Source organism: Dehalococcoidia bacterium, assembly GCA_003597995.1.
Classification (GTDB): domain Bacteria; phylum Chloroflexota; class Dehalococcoidia; order Dehalococcoidales; family UBA1222; genus SURF-27.
The window spans coordinates 1-20,300 of the sequence record QZJY01000042.1; the positions used below are offsets into that span (position 1 = coordinate 1).

The window sequence follows — 20,300 nt, forward strand, 5'->3', positions numbered from 1 at the left end:
TGAAATGGCCTGGGGCGTAAGCCTCTGGTTTGACCTGTGGGCGGTAGGCATCGCCGGCGCCTCTTTCCTGGCGGCCTTTCTTATCAACAAGTTAAGCGGCGGCATGCAGCGCAATCTGTTCCGCCTGGCCGTCTATTCCGGCATCGTCTTCGCCCTCATCGGCGTGACCCTGCTCCTGCTGCATCTGGGGCATCCGCTCTGGTTCTGGCACATGTTCATTATCGTCAGGCCCCTGTCGGTTCTCTCACTTGGCGGCTGGATCCTCTCCGGCTGGCTCACAGTGGCCGGCGTCATGGCAGTTCTCTGGATCGCCAAGTACTTCCTCAATGGCCTAAGTGGACTGGCAGACAAAGCCACACCCGTCCTGTCCTGGGTAGGTTTCTTCCTCTCCATCCTGCTGATTACCTACGGAGGCGTTCTCATCGCCACATCCAGCCGGCCGCTCTGGGCGAGCACACTGCTCCTGCCCGCGCTCTTCATCGGCTCGGCTATGTGCAGCGGCCTGGCATGGCTCATCCTGGTCTCCCTGATTGCTAACTGGGCCACCGGCATCTCCTGGCTTGGCGGCATCTTGAAGGTCCTTTTCGGCTCAGCCGATTGGAAGATTGACGAAGATATCATCCACAAAATTGCACGCGCCCTGGTCATCACCCTGGCTGCTACGCTGTTCATCCTGGCGGCCTTCGTGCTCTGGCTCTCAGGCTCGGCTCCCGACGCTTTTTCCGTACTCGTAAGTGGCGAGATGGCCGTATACTTCTGGGTTGGACTCGTAGGCTTCGGCCTGGCGCTGCCCTTCCTCATGCTGCTCCTCATATGGAAGCGCGGCGTGAGCCGAACCAGCGCCAAGGCACTGGTGGCTGCGTCATCATTCATGGCGGTGGCCGGTGGCCTTATTCTGCGCGCGGTCATCCTGGTCGGCGGCCAGCTCTAGAATTGAGTGTTTTTTGACAAACAAAGTTAATCTCTCAAAAAGAATATCGCAAGGAATTGAAGAGTGGGCTTTACCAGCCCACTCTTCAAGATTTTTTGATTTTTACCACGGCCTTCTGGAGATCCAGGCAGAAGCTGAAGAAAAAGCCGCCTCGCTCGAGCTCAAGCTGGACAAGGACGAGATAGCGAGGCGGCTGAACTCAGGCCGATCTATCCTGAGTTATGAAGATCTCTGTCTTAACTGGGAGCAGGTGAACGCCGTCTTTCATCGCATCGTTTGCCTGCTGGCGAAGTACCCGGAGATGCTAGGCCCCGTACCGAAGTCGTTGATTGTCGAGGGTTTTACTTTGCCCCCTGACTGGGTTAAGGCGTGGTTCAAAGGCGAGGAAATCCCAGCCGGGTTAGATAGCGACTCCGTTCATCCTCTTTTGCTGACAACTCTCGTGCAGCAGACTCTACGGCCTTTTCTGATAGGTTACGCGCAGGCGCTCAAGGGAAGTTTCAACCAGGATTCATGGCGGCGCAGCAACTGCCCCGTATGCGGGGCCAAGCCCGAGTTTGCCTACCTCGAGAAAGAGGTGGGGGCCCGCTGGTGCCTCTGTTCCGCCTGCGCCACAGAGTGGCTTTTCAAGCGTATGCAGTGCCCCTACTGCGATAATGTGGATGGAAGCTCTCTCTCCTTTCTTACCAGCGACGAAGGACTATACCGCCTCTACCTCTGCGAGCAGTGCAAGAGTTATCTCAAGGCGATTGACCTTAGGAAAACATCGCGCGACGTGCTCGTGTCGTTGGAATCACTGACAACCGTAGATATGGATGCCCAGGCCCAGGAGAAGGGTTACCATAGGGGCGCCTGAGCGGCAGGCAGCCAAGCCGGTCCCGTCGAAAGAGTGCGCCTCTATCAACGAGTTGCAAGGGCAGAGGAAAAGCCATATTGAAAATGACATACAAATATGTTATAAGTAAGGCGCATAAAAACGCTGTATTAAATATCGGACAGTAGAATAAACATACTCTTCGAGTTGTCCGGCCTAAAACTGTAAGGCTATGGCTGGGCGACCGCGAGGCTGAAAAGTCTCGAGGGCAGAGGGGGAAACGCCTCTACCTCCCGAATTTGAAAAGGAGAGTGGTATATGGCAACGTTGGTTTGCCGTGCACCTCCTTGAGGTGCTTTCTTTTTTTAGGGAGCATTTCAAGAATAATAGAAAGGTGTAGATTGAAAAAGTTTTTGACGATTTTTGTATCTATCGTAGCCTGTCTGGCTATTCTGACAGGCATCACTAGCTGCTCCAGTTCAGGGGTCAACGTGCTGAAGCCGCAGGAGAGGCTGCGGGTGGCCACCACTACCAGTCTCTACGATACCGGCTTGTGGGCACTGCTGGAGCCCAGATTTGAGGAAAAATACGGCGTTCAACTGGATATTCTTTATGCCGGTACCGGCATTGCCATTCAATACGGCAAGGACGGGGACGTTGACGCCCTGGCCGTGCACGACAAAGCCAGAGAGCTTCAATTCATTGCCGATGGCTACGCATTAAAGCGTGTGCCCTTTGCTTATAACTACTTTGTTATTGTCGGCCCGGCCAGCGACCCGGCGGGAATAAAAGGCTTAACACCCGAGCAAGCTTTCAAGAAACTGGCGGATTCCAAAACATCCCAGTTTGTTTCCCGCGGCGATAGTTCCGGTACACATGCCAAGGAGCAGGCCATCTGGAAAGCCGCCGGCTTTAACTATGCCGACGTACAGAAGTCAGGTTCATGGTACGTGGAGGGCGGCGGCGGGATGGGCCCCACACTGGTAATGGCAGGTCAGAAAAATGCCTATACGCTGGCCGATATCGGAACATTCCTGGCATATAAGGGTGAAACAGGGCTGGTATCGCTCGTCGACCAGGGCAGCATCCTGCTCAACGTGTATTCAGCTCTGGCAGTAAACCCTGCCAAGATAACTACTGTCAAAGCCGAAATGACACAAAATCTGGTCGATTTTCTCGTCTCTCCGGAGATTCAAAAGCTTATCGGCGAATACGGCGTAAAGGATTACGGACGGGCCCTTTTCACTCCCTGCGCCGGAAACGAGCCCACGTCTTAGTTATAAGGGATAGGTTTGTCTGAACTATGGCATGCCCTAGTCAAGGCGCTTGACCTTATAGTCACTCTTGACCCTGAAGTTATGCAGATAACCGGGCGTTCACTGGGCATATCGGTGAGCGCCTGCGCTATCGCATCTGTGCTGGCTATTCCGCTGGGCAGTCTTATTCATTTCGGCTCGTTTCGGGGCAAGAGGCTGCTCGTCAGCACGATTCAGACCTTCTACAGCCTGCCGACTGTGCTGGTGGGATTGCTTGTTTTCCTGGTATTCTCAAATGCGGGGCCGCTGGGATTGTTCCAGCTCATGTTCACACCCGCCCTGATGATTATCGGGCAGGCCGTTCTGGTTTTACCGCTGATGATGGGACTTATTATTTCAGCCCTCAGCGGTGTGGATAAAGGAGTTGCTGAAACAGCCGGCGCTCTGGGTGCCAGTCGTATTCAGACCGGCATGTTGCTTTTACGCGAGGCGCGCTACGCAGTCGTCACGGCCATCATTCTGGGCTTCGGCCGCGCTATCTCAGAGGTGGGATTGGCTCTTATGGTGGGTGGTAATATCCGCGGCTACACACGTGTTCTCACCACGGCTATTTCACTGGAAACCAACATGGGTAATATCGAGTTTTCTCTGGCGCTGGGTTTCATCCTGCTTGCCATCGCGCTTATCATCAACGTGGCGCTTAACCGCTTGCAACAGAGATAAAAACATGGCATTTATTCAAACTACAGCTCTAAAGCTAAAAAAGGGTGACAAAACCATCCTTGATGGCTTAAACCTGTCTGTAGACAGCGGCGAGTTCTTCGTCATCATCGGGCCGACAGGTGCCGGCAAGACTTCCCTGCTGAGATTGCTCGACCTGCTTGAATGGCCCAGCTCTGGCAATATCCTGATAGACGGAGCCGATACCGGATGTCCGTCTAAAAAGCGCCTGGAGTTGCGCCGCCGTATGGCTTTCGTGCAGCAGAAACCCATAGCTTTCAATATGAGCGTCTTCGACAATGTGGCTTGCGGCTTGCGCTGGCGTCACGTTGCCGCAAACGCAGTTAAAAGCAACGTCGACGAAGTCGTGGAGAAAGTAGGGATGGCCGGCTATCAGAAGCAGAATGCCAGGACGCTCTCGGGAGGGGAAATGCAGAGGGTGGCTATCGCCCGGGCGCTGGTCACTCAGCCCGAGATATTATTCCTCGACGAACCGACAGCCAACCTTGACCCCACTTCCACCGTCAGTATCGAAAACATCCTCTATAACATCAGGAATGAGGCTAAAATTACAGTCGTTATGTCCACTCACGATATGTCTCAAGGGCAGCGCCTCGGAAGGCGCATCGGCGTGATCATTAACGGACGGTTGCATCAGGTGGGCACCCCCACGGACATCTTCAGCGCGCCCAGTAGCCGTGAAGTGGCCGAATTCGTTGGTATTGATAACATCTGGTCAGGCGAGGTAGTCACCAGGGAAAACAACTTGATCGGCATTCATATTAACAACCACATCATTCAGTCCATAGCAGAATTCAATGTAGGAGACGCAGTGGATGTCCTGATAAGGCCTGAGGAAATAACTCTGACCTTATCAGCCGACCATACTAGCGCCCGCAATACGTTTAGCTGTAAAATTGTGAGTATGAGTTCTCAAGGGCCGCTCGTGCGCGTCATTCTTGACGGCGCTTTGCCCGTTTTAGCCCTGATAACGCAGAAATCGGCCAATGAGATGGGCCTGGAGCCCGGCAAACTGGTATATGCCAGTTTCAAAGCGACAGCACTGCACGTCACAAGGAAGTGGCAGCAGTAAATTTTCGTCCGGCAATATTTTAAGGAGCGCATGAATGACAGTTCCAGTGGTGTCGATTGTTGGAAGATCCGAATCGGGGAAAACGACTCTTATCGAGAAATTAGTCCCGGAACTGCGGAAACGCGGTTACCGCGTTGGCACAATCAAGCACGCTCAGGAAGTTGAATTTGTTCCTGGCAAGGACAGCGAGCACCACCTATCAGCCGGAAGCGAGATAACCGCTGTAGCTACGGCAGGCCGGATAGTGGCTATAAAACCAGCTAAAGAACCGACATTTAACGAGGCTGTGAATCTCCTTGGCAACGAGCTCGATATCATATTATGCGAGGGTTTCAAACAAAGCGACACCCCTAAATTGGAAGTACACCGCAAAGGTCATGGCACATTGCTTGAGGGACTAACGAGTCTTGTGGCGATTATAAGCGATGAACCACTCGATACGAAAGTCAGACAATTTTCTTTCAATGATATCAAACCTATTGCTGACCTGCTGGAAAAAGGATTCATCAAGCCGCAGGGCAACGGGCTGGATTTGTATGTCAACGGCAACAAGGTGCATCTAACCCTCTTCCCGCGCCAGTTTATTAATGACGTCGTGCTGGCTATGACCGCATCGCTCAAGGATGTCGAACCCGTCAGGACGCTTGCGCTCTATTTAAAGAAGCCAGACAGAGGAAGAGATACGGGCGAATGAAACCCTTCGGGACTCTAATCCCTTTCGAGAGCGCCAGAGACATCATAAACAGGCATGCTTTGCCTGTTGAAAGAACTGAATATGTTCCGATTGACGCAGCTTTGGGCCGTGTCTCAGCGGAGGATATTGTTGCCCTTCATAATACTCCTCCCTTCAACCGGGCAGGAGTAGACGGATACGCAGTGAAAGCCAGTGATACTTCTGGAGCAACCCGCGGCAGGCCGAAACTGCTGGCTTCGACGGACTGCCTTTATGCCGGCTCGACGCCAAGCAAAAAGCTGTTGCCGGGCGAATGTATAGGCATCTGCACAGGCGCGATGATGCCGCCGGGGGCGGATGCTGTCGTCATGGTAGAGGACACTCGGATCGAAAGTCAACAAGTCGCTATCTACAAATCCCTAGCTCCTCAAGACAATGTAGGACTTAAAGGAGAAGATATCAGGAAGGGCGAACGGGTTATCGAGCGCGATAAGATGCTGGACGCAGGCAAAATCGGCGTGTTGGCCTCGCAGGGGCTGACCCGCGTGCTGGTCTATGAAAAACCTAAGGTGGCCATTATGCCCACCGGGGAAGAGATAGTTGAAATAGGCAAGCGCCTTAAACCGGGCCAGCTGTACGACATCAACTCGCACACGCTGGCTGCGGTGGTCAGGGAAAACGGCGGAGAGCCCATGATGTATCATGTAACCGGAGATAGCCTGGAAGACATCAGGACTTCACTGCAAGCTGCTCTAAGCGCTGATATGGTGGTCACCTCCGGGGGGTCATCCATGGGTGAAAAAGACCTCATCATAAATGTTCTGGAGGAATGGGGCGAGGTGCTTTTCCACGGTATCAAGGTAAAGCCGGGAAAGCCTACTACCTTTGCTATCGTCAACGGCAAGCCGGTTCTGGGGATGCCGGGCTATCCGACCTCATGCCTGCTTAATGCCCACCTGCTGCTCGGTCCGGCGGTGAGAAGGATGGGACATTTGCCTGCAAGGCGTAACTTGTCTATGCGGGCTGAACTTGGAGACAGGGTAGTTGGGAGCAGCGAGAGGCAGCGTTTCCAGACAGTAATAATCAATGGAAAAATAGCCTACCCGATATTTAAAGAATCTGGAGCTATCACCGGCACGGCCCAGGCTGATGGATTTATTGTTGTCCCTGAGAATACAGTAATAGAAAAGGGCACAGAAGTGACTGTTACTTTCTTTTAGAATATGATGATTTCGTCTCCGTTTTGATACTGAACGAAGGAATTAGAGAGAACATGGAATATTCTCCTGATGGAACTGAATTAACAGAGAGCTGCTCTGCAATTCGTTATGAAAAGGGTTGCGAGACAAAACTCGAAAAGCCCACCGCGCGTGAATACCCGCTGACGATTATCTTTAATGGCTGTCAACTGGTTACAATGCTGTGCTCGCCGGATTCATTGCAGGATTTAGCGGTGGGATTTCTCTCTTCCGAAGGATTCCTACTCAGCAAAGAGGATATAAAGAGTATCACTGTAGATAAGATCAGGGGTGTCGTTAGAGTCCAGACCACAGATAATAGGGAAATTACTCCGGATGTCCTGTCTCAGCGGCTGATAAGTTCCGGCTGCGGGCGGGGAGCTGCCTTCTACAGCATCACAGACGTACAGAATTCGGTAGTAACATCCAAGGCCACCGTATCAGTGGATGAAGTGCTGGCTCTTGCCCTCGCCTTTCAGCATGCATCGCCTGTCTATCAGGAAACTCATGGAGTACATAGCGCTGCTCTTTGCCGGGGCTCTCAAATCCTGGTTCACGCGGAAGACATAGGCCGTCACAATGCCGTGGACAAGGTATTCGGGCGCTGTTTACTCCAGGGGATCTCGACTGACGATAGCCTGCTTATTACCAGCGGACGGGTATCATCTGAGATTGCACATAAGGCGGTAAAAAAAGGTATCCCCATTTTGATTTCCATCTCAGCGCCTACAACCATGGCTGTCCAGATAGCCGATAAAATGGGAATTACACTAGTTTCTTCGGTGCGAGGCGGCAAAATGGAAGTCTATACTCATAACTGGAGAATAAGCCATCAGGGAATAAACACACGATTTGGTAGTTGCAATGCATTTTGTCAACGCAAATAATACGCAAAAGGATAATACCATTCTGTGTCAACCAGCAAAATAAGCATTATTTTTGAGCCCATTGAACCCGCGTTTGCTCAGTGTACGAGGACACTTTGAAAACAGGCTGCATCATTCTGGCCGGAGGTAAAGGAAGACGGCTTGGCCGGGAAAAGGCATGGGTTGAACTGAGAGGGATAAGTCTCTTACAACGAGCGGCCTCGAACCTTGAGTTTTTAAATAGCGAAATTGTCATAGTAAAAGCTCCAGGGCAGAAACTTCCCCATCTATCGGCTGGGGTTAATCTAAAGGTGGTACAGGACTCTGTCGAGGGTAAGGGGCCGTTGGCCGGCATACTCTCGGGCTTGGTAAACTCAAGGTATCCTCATAACCTGGTGCTCGCCTGTGACATGCCTTTGGTAAATAAAGACCTGATGAAATATATGGTTTCGGTCACGCAGGGCTATGACGCCGTTGTCCCGCGGCTGGGGCCGCACTTAGAACCCTTACAGGCGATTTACTCCAAGAATTGTATATCGGAGATTGAAAAACTTCTGGCGCAGGACACTCTCAAGATAGATATTCTTTTCAGTAAAGTGAACACCCGTTATGTCGAATCGAAAGAGATAGAGCGTTTCGATGCGGCACACTTGAGCTTCATGAACATCAATACGCCGTCTGACCTTAAAAAAGCCGAGGGACTTCTGGAGAGGATTTAAAATTGGTTTTTATTGGCACAGAAATAGTTAAACAGTTCGACGTGCATTTTTATTTATGATTATGCTACAATAAACACCCAAAATAGTCTGAGGAGGAATTACATTTGAGCGGCGCTATCGATTATCAGAAAGTAATGAGCGAAATCGTCTTCGTCAATCTGCCCGGTCCTGTTGAACCCACTGCCGGAATGAGCGGCGGGGAATTGATGCACGGCTTCCTGGCTGACCTTTACAGGGCCACCCCGGAAGTCAAATCCTATGTTGACCAGCTCTGCCTGAAATGGAATATACACTATCGCCAGACTAAATAGCTGACTGTTAAAACTGCGTGTCAGCGCGTTTATCGTTTTCCCGATTTTTGGCTTGTAAATGCAGGCGGGGTAGGATATGCCCTGTCTGCATTCTTTATTGCTTGTGTATTCTCTCGGTTCCTTCACAAAAAGGGTTTGTTGGAGGATTTCCAATCCAATCGCGTGTTATTTTCTGAACTTTGCCCGAATAAGTGGGAATATCACAGGAATAAGAGAAACAATTACAACAGCCAGTATAAAAAAGGTAAAGTTGTTTTTGATAATGGGTACATTACCGAAGAAGTAGCCTGCCACCGTACCAAGGCCAACCCACGATACAGCGCCAATAACATTGTAAGAAAGAAATCGGACGTATTTCATTTTCCCCATACCGGCCACAAAAGGGGCAAACGTCCGGATAATGGGCACGAAACGAGCTAAAATAATTGTTTTACCGCCATGTTTTTGAAAAAATTCATGGGTTTTTGCCAAATGCTGCTCATTTATGGGAAATTTTTTGTTAGTAATGATTTTTTCGCCCCAAAAACGCCCGATCCAGTAATTGACCGTATCACCCGCAATAGCCGCCAGCATAAGTAATATCAATAGAACAAAAATATTCAGTGAGCCCAAAGCAGCGAAAGCCCCCGCCACAAATAATAACGAGTCCCCAGGAAGAAATGGCATAAAAACCAGACCGGTTTCAACAAAAATAACTACAAACAGTATGGCGTATGTTGCAATTCCGTAAGTAGCAATGATTTGACCAAGATGGACATCTAGGTGCAAGATAAAATCCAGAACGGATTTAATAATGTCCATTATTCTCCCTATATCTCAACCTTCGCGCAGGATTCTTATCTTAGTATGTGCATCTGGCAGATTTCTTAACCTCGAATTAATCCTCTACCAAACTCCCTATCTTTTTCGGGTTGTCAACACCAAGCGTTTCAATCCATGCCCAGTTTCTGCAACCCCAGATTCCTTATTATCCCGGCGACCGATTCATCTTTGTTAAGCGTATAAAAATGGAAATAATTAACTCCGTTTTTCATCAGGTCGGCACACTGCTCGCTGGCCAACTCTATGCCTATCTGGATGGCTTCCTGCTTTGTTAAAGGTTTGTCGCCAAAACGTTTTATACAGGCATCAGGCAGGGATGCGCCGCAGCGCTGGCAGAATTGCTGTATCCGGCTGACATCAGTAATTGGCATAATGGCGGCGATTATAGGGATGCGTATCCCCACTTTCTCAGACCTCTCCATAAAGTTGTAAAAAAACCTGTTATCGAAGAACATCTGAGTTATGGCAAAATCCGCCCCCGCATCTATTTTTTCCTTGGTGTAGAGCATATCCCTTTCGAGGTCTGGCGACTCGCCGTGTCCTTCCGGATATACCGCTACCCCGATGGAATAGCCGCCCACCGACTCAACCCAGCGCACCAGGTCGCGCGCAAAATATTTCCCCTTTTGCACCGGAGGGCTGCCGTCCTTGTTTGCCGGCGGGTCTCCGCGTAAAGCCAGTATATTGTCAATTCCCATCATTTTGTAGTCATTCAGAATAGCTTCCAGTTCTTCCCTGCTCTGGTTGATGCAGGTCAGGTGCGGCATTGGGTTAAGCGATGTTTCTTCAATAATGCGTTCGGCGATGTGCCTGGTATTTTTGAGTGTCCCACCACCGGCGCCGTAGGTCACCGAAACAAAAGTCGGTTTAAAGCTTTCCAGGCTGTGGATGCTTTCAAACAGATTGACTTCACCTAAATCTTCTTTGGGGGGAAAGAATTCGAAAGAAAGGCTTTTTCCCCTCTTTTTAAGCAATTCTCCTATCCTCATTCAGCTCCTATCGCAACCGCTAGATACGCGTACACCTGTTGTCTATACAGGGAATATGAACTATTTTAGAACAATCGCATCCCCTGGTCAAAACGCCCGCGCTTTTATGAATCCCCTGCCCTATACATTTTTTAGCTTTAACACTATAATAAACGGAAATTGGAAAAAGTCTGAAGGTTGAAACGTAATGAAAAGGGACAGTTATTTCCTCATTTTTATCCTCATTCTAGTCGGTCTGGCCCTGTGGGCCATCCTGCCGACAGACAGCACGCGCCTCGGGAGAAACGGCTTTCAGCTCGGCCTGGACCTCAAAGGCGGGACGCACCTGGTTTACCAGGCTGACCTCTCCAAGAAGGACCCTTCACAGACGGACGAGCAGGTCATGGCCGCGGTTAAGGCAAAAATCGAGCGCCGCGCCAACTCCTACGGCGTCACCGAACCCCTCATCCAGATATCGGGTGAAAAACGCATCGTCGTCGAACTGCCGGGTATCACCGATGTAGACGCCGCCATCAATATTATCGGTCAGGTGGCCCAGATGGAAATAAGGGAGGCTCACTACGATTCGAACGGCAATCCCGTCCTTGACGCCGAAGGCAACACCCAGTGGTTTGTCGCATCGGCGCTGGGAAGCGACGGAGTTACCCAGAAAGAACTCACCGGCAAATATCTCAAGCCCAACGCCCAGGTAGTCCTCGACCAGACCACCAATCGACCCCAGGTCGCATTCGAGTGGAATGACGAGGGCGCTGTTCTGTTCAAGGCAATCACCGCCCGCAACCTTAACAAACCGATTTCCATATTTCTGGATGAAACTAACATTGAAACGGCTAACGTTCAGAACGAGATCGGAGCGAAAGGCGTGATAACTGGGCTGGCTCTCAAGGACTGCCAGAACCTGGTCATCCAGCTCAACTCGGGCAGCCTGGATGTGCCTCTGACTATCGTCCAGCGCACCGACGTGGACGCCACCCTCGGCTCCGATTCTTTGACTAAAAGTCTTATCGCCGGCGCTATCGGCATCGGGATAGTAATAGCCTTCATGATTTTTTACTACCATCTGCCAGGCGTTATCGCCGCCACAGCCCTCCTCATCTACAGCGCCCTGGTACTGGCCGTTTACAAACTCATCCCGGTCACGCTCACCCTGCCGGGCATCGCCGGTTTCATCATATCGGTGGGCATGGCAGTCGACGCCAATGTGCTCATATTCGAACGACTTAAGGAGGAGTTGCGCACCGGGCGCACTCTGCACCGCGCCGTGGATGAAGGCTTCCGCCGCGCCTGGCCTGCAATCCGCGACAGCAACATATCTACCTTCATCACCTGCGCCATACTCTACTGGTTCGGCAGCACATTCGGCGCCTTCATGGTGAAGGGCTTCGCCCTCACGCTGTTCCTCGGCGTTGCCATCAGCATGTTCAGCGCTGTCGTCATCACGCGCACTTTCATCAGCCTGCTCATCGGCGGCGGCATGGTCAAGGGCTTATCCATACACGAGGTCAAGAAAAATGTTTGATATTGTTGGTAAGAGATACTGGTTTTTCCTTCTCTCGGCGCTCATCATCATTCCGGGCATTATTTCTCTAGCAGTGTTTGGGTTGAAACCCAGCATAGATTTCAAGAGCGGTACGTCCATGACGCTGCACTTCAGCACCAGCGTGAATGAATCGCAGCTCCGCAGCACGCTGGCAGACATCGGATATAAAGAAGCCATCGTGCAACGCACGGGAGAGGGCGATTTCATCGTCCGCCTCTCCGAAATAAGCACAGAACAAAACCAGCAGCTTTTAAGCGGATTGAATACCACGCTCGATACCACCACCGAACAAAAGGACCTCTCGGTAATATCGCCCGCGGTGGCTTCACAGACCGCCCGTAATGCTGTAATCGCAGTTTTTGTTGCAGCGCTCGGCATTTTGGCTTATATTACTTTCGCTTTCCGCAAAATGCCCAAGCCTTTGCGCTGGGGTACCTGTGCCGTGGCCGCCCTGGTACACGACGTGCTAGTGGTAACAGGTATTTTCTCTATCCTGGGATGGGCGGCAGGCATCGAAATCGATGCCATGTTCATTACGGGCATGCTTACCGTCGTGGGTTTCAGCGTTCACGACACCATCGTGGTTTTCGACCGTATACGTGAAAATCTATCCAGGGGCGGCAGAGGAAACCTGGAGAACGTAGTTAATTCAAGTATATTGCAAACGGTGACGCGCTCCCTAAATACCTCCCTCACCGTGCTCTTCGTTCTGCTGGCGTTATTCGTTCTTGGCGGAGCTACTATTCATAATTTCACACTGGTGCTGATTATCGGAATCATCACCGGCACTTACAGTTCGATATTTAGCGCCAGCCAACTGCTTATCGTATGGGAAAACCGCGAGTGGGGCCGCTTCGTTTCCTGGATACCCTTCCTGCGGAAAAAGAAGGCTTAAGGCTAACCGTTAATATGGGTTTAATATCGTACAGAGGGGAAGTAAATGCTTCCCCTCTTTTCTTTTCTACGGTCATTGAGCGTTCCGCTCTTCCCTTTAATTCCGGTTATGTTATATTTTACTGAGGCCAATTAGACGCACTGGACACAAGCCTGTTCTCTATTCTGAAAGGAAGCGCTATGGCAAAAGCTCATGATATCTGGTACAACCTTACGGCTGAACAGGCGCTCAGCAGCCTGGGTTCAAACCCTGACGGCTTGAGTTCCACTGAAGCCAAAAGCCGCCTGGCCGAATACGGGCCTAACGAGCTGCGCCATTCCAAAAAGATATCACCCTGGCGACTATTCCTGGAACAGTTCAAAGACCTTCTCATTATCATCCTACTGGTGGCGGTCATCCTTTCCGCTATACTCGGCGAAACAGTGGACGCCATCGTCATCTTCATCATCATTCTTTTCGCCGCCGGGCTAGGGTTTATCCAGGAATACCGCGCCGAACGTTCCATTGAAGCCCTAAAAAAAATGGCAGCACCGGCCGCCAGGGTTATCAGGGACGGCAAGCATCAGGACATACCCGCCTCGGAAGTCGTTCCCGGCGATGTCGTACTGCTGAAAACCGGCGACCGGATGCCGGCTGACGGTCGTTTACTGGAATCCATCAATCTGAGAACAGACGAGGCTTCCCTCACCGGGGAGAGCACGCCTGTGGAAAAGAAAACAGAGCCGATAGGATTTGAAGCAGGCATAGGCGACCGCCGGAATATGGTTTTCGCCGGGACCTCGGCCAGCTACGGCCGCGGCACCGCTGTGATAACCACCACCGGTATGAACACTGAGTTCGGCCAGATTGCCAGGCTCCTTCAGGAGGTAAAAGAAGAGGAAACGCCCCTGCAGATCAACCTCGACCGCATGGGTCGCATGATAGTAATAGCGGCGCTCAGCCTTACATTCGTGCTGGCCGTGCTGGGGATTCTCAGAGGTCACGGCGTACTTGAAATGCTGTTGTGGGGGGTAAGTCTGGCTGTGGCGGCCGTCCCTGAAGCCTTGCCGGCCGTAGTGACCATTTCGTTATCGCTGGGCGTGCAGAAAATGGCTAAACGGCATGCTCTCGTGCGCAAGCTCCCCGCGGTGGAGACGCTGGGCAGCACAACATATATCTGTTCGGATAAGACAGGTACCCTCACCCAGGACCAGATGACCATCCGCCATATATTTGTAGATAACAAAATACTCGAGGTCAACGGCTCAGGCTACGAACCCAGAGGCGAATTTCTTGACCGCGGAAAAGCACTTGACCCCAAATCGATCCCGACCCTGCAGAGGCTGCTGCTGGCAGGCGTGCTGTGCAACGACACCAGCCTGTCTAATGAAAACGGAGCCTGGGATATCAAAGGCGACCCAACAGAGGGAGCACTGGTGGTTCTAGCCGCTAAGGCCAGCTTGAGCCAGCAGGAACTCGCTCAGCGCACTCCTCGCCTTCACGAGATACCTTTTACCTCAGAATCCAAGCGTATGACCACCGTGCACGAGATGCCCCAGGGACGCACAGCCATGGCCAAGGGCGCCGCCGAAGTGATACTGGGCGACTGCCGTTATGTTCTGCTACAGGACAAGGAAATCGAACTTGATACAGCGACTCGCGAGAGAATACTGTCGGCAGCTCAAGAAATGGCCGACAATGCGTTGCGCGTGCTCGGTCTGGCCTACAAGAGCTCGTTTTTATCTGAAAGCGACGCCGATGTGCAAAAGAACATGGTATTTCTCGGGCTGGTGGGAATGATTGACCCGCCGCGCCCCGAAGTGAAAGAGGCCATCAAACTCTGCGACCGCGCCGGCATACGTACCGTGATGATTACGGGAGACCACAAAGCTACGGCTATTGCCATCGCCAGGGAGCTCGGGCTGATGAAAGGCGGCCTGGCTTACAGCGGTGCCGAGCTGGACCAGCTCAGCCAGGGAGAGTTTGAAGAACTGGTTGAAAAGATAGATGTTTATGCCAGGGTGTCGCCCTCGCACAAATTGCGTGTGGTGGAGGCGCTTGCCCGTAAAGGCCACGTCGTCGCTATGACCGGAGACGGCATCAATGACGCCCCGGCTCTAAAAAAGGCGGATATCGGCATTGCAATGGGCATCAGCGGCACCGATGTCACCAAAGAAGCCGCCGGCATGGTGTTGACAGACGATAACTTTGCTTCGATAGTGGCAGCAGTGGAAGAAGGACGCGGTATTTTCTCCAACATCAAAAAATACCTGGTCTTTCTGCTTTCCTGCAATCTGGGGGAAATTCTACTGATGGCTGCCGCTATTCTGCTCGGCCCGCTAATGGGTCTGGAGAACGGCGTGCTTCCTCTTATCGCCATCCAAATTCTTTACCTGAACCTGGCAACTGACGGGCTTCCCGCTATTGCCCTTTCCATCGACCCTCCCGATACGGACCTGATGCTGAAAAAGCCACGTCCCCGCAATCAGACAATTTTCACACGTCCTGTTATGACTTACCTGCTCGTGGCAGGTTTATGGACGGCGGTTGTGTCGCTTGCCGTTTTTGTATGGGCTGTGAACACCGGCAGGGGCATTCAGGAAGCACAAAGTCTGTGCTTTGTAACGCTGATACTCATCGAATTCTTCAACGCCTTTAACTGCCGCTCGCTGGACCATTCCCTGTTCCGGGTGGGGGTTTTCAAGAACCGCTGGCTCTGGTTGGCCATAACATGGGAATGCTTACTATTGCTTTTAATCGTCTATCTGCCCCCCCTGCACGGGCCTTTCAACACCTTCCCGCTGGCCTGGTGGGAATGGGTAACAGCCATACTAGCGGCTTCAACTATCTTTTGGGGACTTGAGCTTTTCAAGCTGGTAAAAAGGCTGCTGGGGATTAAAAAGCAACAATGAAGCTGGGCTGCTAAAAATTCGACTTTATGAGTCGACAGAGTCAGACGCCAGAGCGATAAAGTGTCCGGAAGCGCTCGATATCAGCCGCGTACCAGCAGAATGGGAGTTCGAGCCCCTATCATGACTTCTTCGGCGGTATTGCCGTAAGCCCAGCGGCTGATGCCCGAGCGACCGTGTATGACCATAGCGATGAGGTTGGCGCGGTTTGTCACTGACGAATTGGTTATCTCTTGCGCCGGGTTTCCCAACGGCAGTTCGCTGCGTACTTTAAAACCGGCCTCCCGGAAGCGTTTCTCGACGTTCGCCAGGTACGCCCCTGCCACCAGCTTGCACTTCAGGTTTTCCTGTTGAACCCGTGCTTCCCAGCTCTCGGCCAGGTCCGATGGATAATCTGATGAAACAGTGGGAGGCTCGCAAGTTCGTATAAGTATTATCTGAACAACATCTGTACCCCATTGCCTCCCCAGGGCTTCCACATGGGGTAAAATGGCCTCAGCCGACTTGGTGCCATCCAGTGCCACCAGGATGCGCCTTTCAGGAAGCTGGTCCAGGATTATGGCATCTTCAATACCGGCCCTTACCATTAACACAGGCACATTTGCCTCTCGCAGCACTTTATACGCCACGCTGCCCATAGCCCAGCGGCTCAAGCCAGAGCGTCCATGTGTAGCCATCAAAATGAGGTCTATGCCATTCTTGCGGGCGAAGTGTATAATTTCATCGGCCGGAACACCGGTCAGCAATTCGCCGCGGACTTTAATATCTCTGTTGCCCGAGTTTTTTTGCGCATCCGCACGGATTTTGTCAGCCGAACTCTCTATGTACATGCGGTGCAATCCGACAGTATCCTTATCGTGGCAAACATGCAGCAAAATAACTTCCAGCTCGGCAAAACGGCCGGCCAACTCGTTGGCGTATTTGAAAGTAACCTCGGACAACTCCGAGCCATCCAGAGGTACCAGCATCTTTCTAAACATAATTTTTATCCCTTTTTATGAGTTAATAATACATTATTATATTTTGAAACTCAATGCTTTGTCTGCTGTGTTTATTTTTCCGAAGCGATATTAGACCTGACGGTAATTTGTACCGACCAGCTCCTGTGATTCCACAATTCGTTGCGCGGCCTGAGTTGGACGGCTATAATGATTTCACAGCTTCAGGCATAGGAGTCAGCATATGGGTTATGAAGAACACAAGCACCTGTCGCCCCAAAAGGTCCACTGCGCCGTGATTATCATTTCAGACTCCCGCACCGAAAAAACAGATGAGTCCGGCAAGCTGCTGGTTGAAGGCTTGAAAAGCGCAGGCCACGAAGTAGTTTCCTTCTCCCTATTAAAAAATGACCGCGAAGCCATCCAGGGCAAAATGGGAGAGCTGTTACACTCGGCCGAAGTGCAGGCTATCATAGCCAGCGGCGGCACCGGCGCCAGCAAGATGGATATTACTATCGAAACGGTGCTTCCCATGCTCGAAAAGAGGCTGGATGGCTTCGGCGAGCTCTTCCGCTACCTGACCTATCAGGAAATCGGCACTGGCAGCATCCTCAGCCGCTCTACTGCTGGAGTGGCACTCGGCAAGGCCGTCATCTGCCTGCCGGGCTCGCTTAAAGCCGTGAAATTGGCTCTTGAAAAGATAATCTTGCCTGAAATAGGCCACCTGGTCAGGGAAGCGGCGCGCTAGTCCCTCAAAACAAAAGAGCCCCGGATGTCCTCCGGAGCTCCTGTACTTTCTTCGAGGTTGTCTAGATTTCTTTTATCTCGTCGCCGGCCTTGACCTGGCCGCCCTTGATGATGCGCGTAAAGATGCCCTCCAGCGGCATGACGCAGGTGCCCACCTGCTTGAAAATGGCGCAGCGGTCATGGCAGGTCTTGCCTATTTGCGTGACTTCGAGGACGATATCCTTGCCCACTTTGAGGCGCTTGCCGATGGGCAGTTGATAGAGCACAAGCTCCGCGCCTTCAACCGTCAGGTTCTCGGCGAAGTCGCCCGGCCCCACGTCCGCCCCCAGTTTCCGCATCTTTTCGATGCTTGTCATGGAAAGCAGGCTGAGTTGCCGGTGGCTGCCGGCGCTCGAATGGGCATCGCCCTCCAGACCAAAGTCCTCTTTAAGCAGGCCGCAGACTATGTCTGTCTTCTTTTCGCCTTTTTTTTCGCTGGTGCAAACCGCCACTATTTTAGCCATTGGATTTTTCTCCTCTTATATAGGTGCCGCTCTTGCCGCCGCTCTTCTTTTCCAGGCGGACGGATTCTATGGTCATGCCGCGGTCGATGGCCTTGCACATATCGTAGATAGTGAGGCAGCTGGCCGCCGCCGCTACGAGCGCTTCCATCTCCACGCCGGTCTTGCCGGTGCATTTTACTCTTGAGGTCGCGCGGATAAAGTCATCCCCGACAAAATCAAAATCTACGGTCACTTCTTCGATAAGAAGCGTATGACATAGCGGGATAAGCTCAGGCGTCTTCTTGGCCGCCATGATGCCTGCCACGCGCGCCACGGAGAGCACGTCGCCCTTTTTTATCTCCATCTGCTTGATTTTGGCCAGGGTCGCCGGCAGCATGCGCACGCCCCCCGTGGCCACCGCCTCGCGCTCGGTCTCGGCCTTGGGGCTGACGTCCACCATACGCGCTTCGCCCCTGGCGTTAACGTGACTTAGTTCAGGCATGGGCTGCCTCCTTGGATTTCAACCATTTTACGCCTAAATGGCCTGTTTGAACAAACGAAACGAATCATAATCCTTTTCGAATACAAATGATATTCGATTATTAAATCCCCCTCTCGTCCCTCATTGGAGGGGAGACAGGGGCAAAACCCTCTCCCTGGCTCCGCCAAGGTCTCCCTTTTGCCAAAGGGAGAGATATATCGTTGTCCCTAACTCTTATCTCTCCCACGAAGGGGAGAGATGAACCCTGGATTGCGGGTCAAGCCCGCAATGACAACCTTTTATTACCCGCCAATTTGCCTCATGTTGCGGCCGTGTATGGAGACATGCTCGGCCAGCTGGTGCTTCTCCTGCTTCATGGCCGCCGTTTTCAGCATCAACGCTTCGAGTTCCTCGTCGCCGGCATTGTTACGTAAAGCTGGCTTCAAATCCACTTCTTCGTCGCGCAGGAGACAGGGGCGCAGCTTGCCGTCGGCGGTCAGGCGGAAGCGGTTGCACTCGCCGCAGAAACAGTCGGTCACCGGGCCGATGAAGCCGATGCTGCCCGCGCTGCCGGGGACTTTATAATACTTGGCCGGGCCGTGGCCGTTGTGGGAGGGGTAGTGGGGTTCGAGTGCGCCCAGCTCGCGCTCTATTCTCTCTCTAATCTCGTCAATGGAGACCATCTTGTGGCCGTTTTCATTGCCCACCAGCGGCATCTCTTCTATATAGCGCACATGCCAGCCGTCCGACACGCTCTTGCGGGCGAAATCGACTACCTCGTCATCGTTGACGCCGCGCAAAACGACGGTGTTTATCTTGACGGGGTTAAGACCTGCTTTTTTAGCCGCCTCGATGCCTTCCAGCACGTCCTCCAGCTTGCCCGCGCCGCACATGGCGGCGAAACGCTCCGGCTTGAAGGTGTCGAGCGAGATGTTGACGCGGCTGACGCCGGCGTCCTTGAGTTCCTGCGCCATTTCGGCCAACCGGGTGGCATTGGTGGTCATAGAGATGTCTTCGATGCCGGGGACGGCGCGGATGAGCCTGACAAGCTCGGCCACGTGCGGGCGTACCGTGGGTTCACCCCCGGTAAGGCGGATGCTCTTGACGCCCAGACGGGCGGCGGCGCGCACCACGCGCTCGATTTCCTCATAGCGCAGGATGTCGTCATGCGAAAGGTGCTGCATGGCGCTGGAATTGCAGTAGATACAGCGCAGGTTGCAGCGGTCGGTGACCGAGATGCGCATGTAGTCTATGTGGCGGTGATAGCTGTCAAGCAGGCTCTGGGTCATAATCGTCTATATTGTAGCACAAAATAAATGGGGGCGCTATAGCATAGGTGATATGGCGGCGTGGGGTTGAATTATAGATGGGTTCCTAAAAAAATTGTAAGCATCAAAGCTAAGGTTTACAATAAGCAAAATATTATATGTGGATATTAAGAACGTGGATTCAATAGTTAGCTTTTACAATAACTTGTTTGCAGTCCAGGTTGCTGTATTCGGAATCATTGCCGCTGCGATTTTCGTATTCTTGCAGATCGTATACAGTCAATTTTCCTACCGAGAAGTTTATGGCATTTTTAAAAATGTTTTCCTCATAATGTATTTGCTAATCAGCATTATCACTCTGATCATAACAGCTTCTGGCAGTTTTCTTCTCACGTTTACCAACATAAACCTGCCAATACTTGATAACGTACTTCGAAATTGGGGTGTGCCCCTAGCTTTGCTTTCAGGATTTGTTGTGTCTATCATGCTGTTCATTATTTTCACATTTTCAAATATTAGTTATGTTAGACTGGAGTGAACCCCTGAGACTGGACGCTTGAGGTTTGGTGGGTTTGGCAGGATCGAGTGTCCTATAATAAGGGCAAGAAAGGGACCTGCCATGAGAAGCC

At 52.0% G+C, this 20,300-nt stretch carries 21 protein-coding genes and 1 riboswitch; of the genes, 15 read left to right on the plus strand and 6 right to left on the minus strand.

The genetic code is table 11. The annotated features are described in order from the left end of the window. The 10 genes from C4542_05805 to C4542_05850 all read left to right on the plus strand — a co-directional run. Window positions 1-931 (plus strand): hypothetical protein (locus C4542_05805; GenBank protein RJO61677.1); only part of this gene is annotated, 931 nt, incomplete at its 5' end. Then, window positions 858-1,787, plus strand: a complete 930-nt coding sequence (fdhE, locus tag C4542_05810; protein RJO61678.1) for a formate dehydrogenase accessory protein FdhE — start codon at window positions 858-860, stop codon at window positions 1,785-1,787. The genes C4542_05805 and fdhE, both read left to right, overlap by 74 nt. A 146-nt stretch (window positions 1,788-1,933) precedes the next feature. Further along, window positions 1,934-2,070, plus strand: a riboswitch (molybdenum cofactor riboswitch). A gap of 88 nt (window positions 2,071-2,158) precedes the next feature. Then, window positions 2,159-3,022 (plus strand): tungsten ABC transporter substrate-binding protein, encoded by an 864-nt coding sequence (locus C4542_05815; GenBank protein RJO61696.1) that lies wholly within the window; start codon window positions 2,159-2,161, stop codon window positions 3,020-3,022. A gap of 15 nt (window positions 3,023-3,037) precedes the next feature. Then, window positions 3,038-3,724, plus strand: a complete 687-nt coding sequence (locus tag C4542_05820; GenBank protein RJO61679.1) for an ABC transporter permease subunit — start codon at window positions 3,038-3,040, stop codon at window positions 3,722-3,724. 4 nt (window positions 3,725-3,728) lie between these two features. After that, window positions 3,729-4,814: an ABC transporter ATP-binding protein gene (locus C4542_05825; protein RJO61680.1), complete on the plus strand. Its 1,086-nt coding sequence runs from the start codon at window positions 3,729-3,731 to the stop codon at window positions 4,812-4,814. 34 nt (window positions 4,815-4,848) lie between these two features. Further along, complete coding sequence (gene mobB, locus C4542_05830; protein ID RJO61681.1) at window positions 4,849-5,508, plus strand: molybdopterin-guanine dinucleotide biosynthesis protein B; 660 nt, start codon at window positions 4,849-4,851, stop codon at window positions 5,506-5,508. Then, window positions 5,505-6,707 (plus strand): molybdenum cofactor biosynthesis protein, encoded by a 1,203-nt coding sequence (locus tag C4542_05835; protein RJO61682.1) that lies wholly within the window; start codon window positions 5,505-5,507, stop codon window positions 6,705-6,707. The genes mobB and C4542_05835 overlap by 4 nt, the downstream gene beginning before the upstream one ends. 53 nt (window positions 6,708-6,760) lie before the next feature. Then, complete coding sequence (gene fdhD, locus C4542_05840) at window positions 6,761-7,612, plus strand: formate dehydrogenase accessory sulfurtransferase FdhD (protein RJO61683.1); 852 nt, start codon at window positions 6,761-6,763, stop codon at window positions 7,610-7,612. Between the two features lie 80 nt (window positions 7,613-7,692). Further along, window positions 7,693-8,310 carry a molybdenum cofactor guanylyltransferase gene (locus C4542_05845; protein ID RJO61684.1) on the plus strand — a complete coding sequence of 206 codons (618 nt, stop codon included), beginning with the start codon at window positions 7,693-7,695 and terminating at the stop codon, window positions 8,308-8,310. Between the two features lie 104 nt (window positions 8,311-8,414). Further along, window positions 8,415-8,621, plus strand: a complete 207-nt coding sequence (locus tag C4542_05850; GenBank protein ID RJO61685.1) for a hypothetical protein — start codon at window positions 8,415-8,417, stop codon at window positions 8,619-8,621. 165 nt (window positions 8,622-8,786) lie between these two features. Here C4542_05850 and C4542_05855 read toward each other — a convergent pair whose 3' ends face one another. Both C4542_05855 and metF read right to left on the minus strand, forming a co-directional pair. Continuing rightward, window positions 8,787-9,422, minus strand: a complete 636-nt coding sequence (locus C4542_05855; GenBank protein RJO61686.1) for a DedA family protein — start codon at window positions 9,420-9,422, stop codon at window positions 8,787-8,789. Window positions 9,423-9,550: 128 nt separating this feature from the next. After that, window positions 9,551-10,432: a methylenetetrahydrofolate reductase [NAD(P)H] gene (metF, locus tag C4542_05860; protein RJO61687.1), complete on the minus strand. Its 882-nt coding sequence runs from the start codon at window positions 10,430-10,432 to the stop codon at window positions 9,551-9,553. Window positions 10,433-10,619: 187 nt separating this feature from the next. On the opposite strand from metF, the gene secD reads away from it, so the two are divergent. The 3 genes from secD to C4542_05875 all read left to right on the plus strand — a co-directional run bounded on the left by secD (window position 10,620) and on the right by C4542_05875 (window position 15,758). Next, the gene (gene secD, locus C4542_05865; GenBank protein RJO61688.1) at window positions 10,620-11,951 is read left to right on the plus strand and encodes a protein translocase subunit SecD; all 1,332 of its coding nucleotides are present in this window, start codon (window positions 10,620-10,622) and stop codon (window positions 11,949-11,951) included. Next, on the plus strand, window positions 11,944-12,867 hold the full coding sequence (secF, locus tag C4542_05870; protein RJO61689.1) for a protein translocase subunit SecF: 924 nt from the start codon (window positions 11,944-11,946) through the stop codon (window positions 12,865-12,867). Before secD ends, secF begins: the two co-directional genes overlap by 8 nt. A 179-nt stretch (window positions 12,868-13,046) precedes the next feature. After that, window positions 13,047-15,758 carry a cation-translocating P-type ATPase gene (locus C4542_05875; protein RJO61690.1) on the plus strand — a complete coding sequence of 904 codons (2,712 nt, stop codon included), beginning with the start codon at window positions 13,047-13,049 and terminating at the stop codon, window positions 15,756-15,758. Window positions 15,759-15,838: 80 nt separating this feature from the next. On the opposite strand, the gene C4542_05880 is transcribed toward C4542_05875, so the two are convergent. Further along, window positions 15,839-16,735, minus strand: a complete 897-nt coding sequence (locus C4542_05880; protein ID RJO61691.1) for a universal stress protein — start codon at window positions 16,733-16,735, stop codon at window positions 15,839-15,841. A gap of 202 nt (window positions 16,736-16,937) precedes the next feature. Between C4542_05880 and C4542_05885 the strand changes: the two genes are divergently transcribed. Next, the gene (locus tag C4542_05885) at window positions 16,938-17,441 is read left to right on the plus strand and encodes a molybdenum cofactor biosynthesis protein MoaB (protein ID RJO61692.1); all 504 of its coding nucleotides are present in this window, start codon (window positions 16,938-16,940) and stop codon (window positions 17,439-17,441) included. Between the two features lie 61 nt (window positions 17,442-17,502). Here C4542_05885 and C4542_05890 read toward each other — a convergent pair whose 3' ends face one another. From C4542_05890 to moaA, 3 genes are all read right to left on the minus strand, one after another. Next, window positions 17,503-17,943: an MOSC domain-containing protein gene (locus C4542_05890; GenBank protein RJO61693.1), complete on the minus strand. Its 441-nt coding sequence runs from the start codon at window positions 17,941-17,943 to the stop codon at window positions 17,503-17,505. Further along, entirely contained in the window at window positions 17,936-18,424 is a 489-nt protein-coding gene (gene moaC, locus C4542_05895; protein ID RJO61694.1) for a cyclic pyranopterin monophosphate synthase MoaC, read from the minus strand. The genes C4542_05890 and moaC overlap by 8 nt, the downstream gene beginning before the upstream one ends. 281 nt (window positions 18,425-18,705) lie before the next feature. Continuing rightward, window positions 18,706-19,680, minus strand: a complete 975-nt coding sequence (moaA, locus tag C4542_05900) for a GTP 3',8-cyclase MoaA (GenBank protein RJO61697.1) — start codon at window positions 19,678-19,680, stop codon at window positions 18,706-18,708. Window positions 19,681-19,831: 151 nt separating this feature from the next. Between moaA and C4542_05905 the strand changes: the two genes are divergently transcribed. Beyond that, entirely contained in the window at window positions 19,832-20,209 is a 378-nt protein-coding gene (locus C4542_05905) for a hypothetical protein (GenBank protein RJO61695.1), read from the plus strand. Window positions 20,210-20,300: the final 91 nt, after the last annotated feature.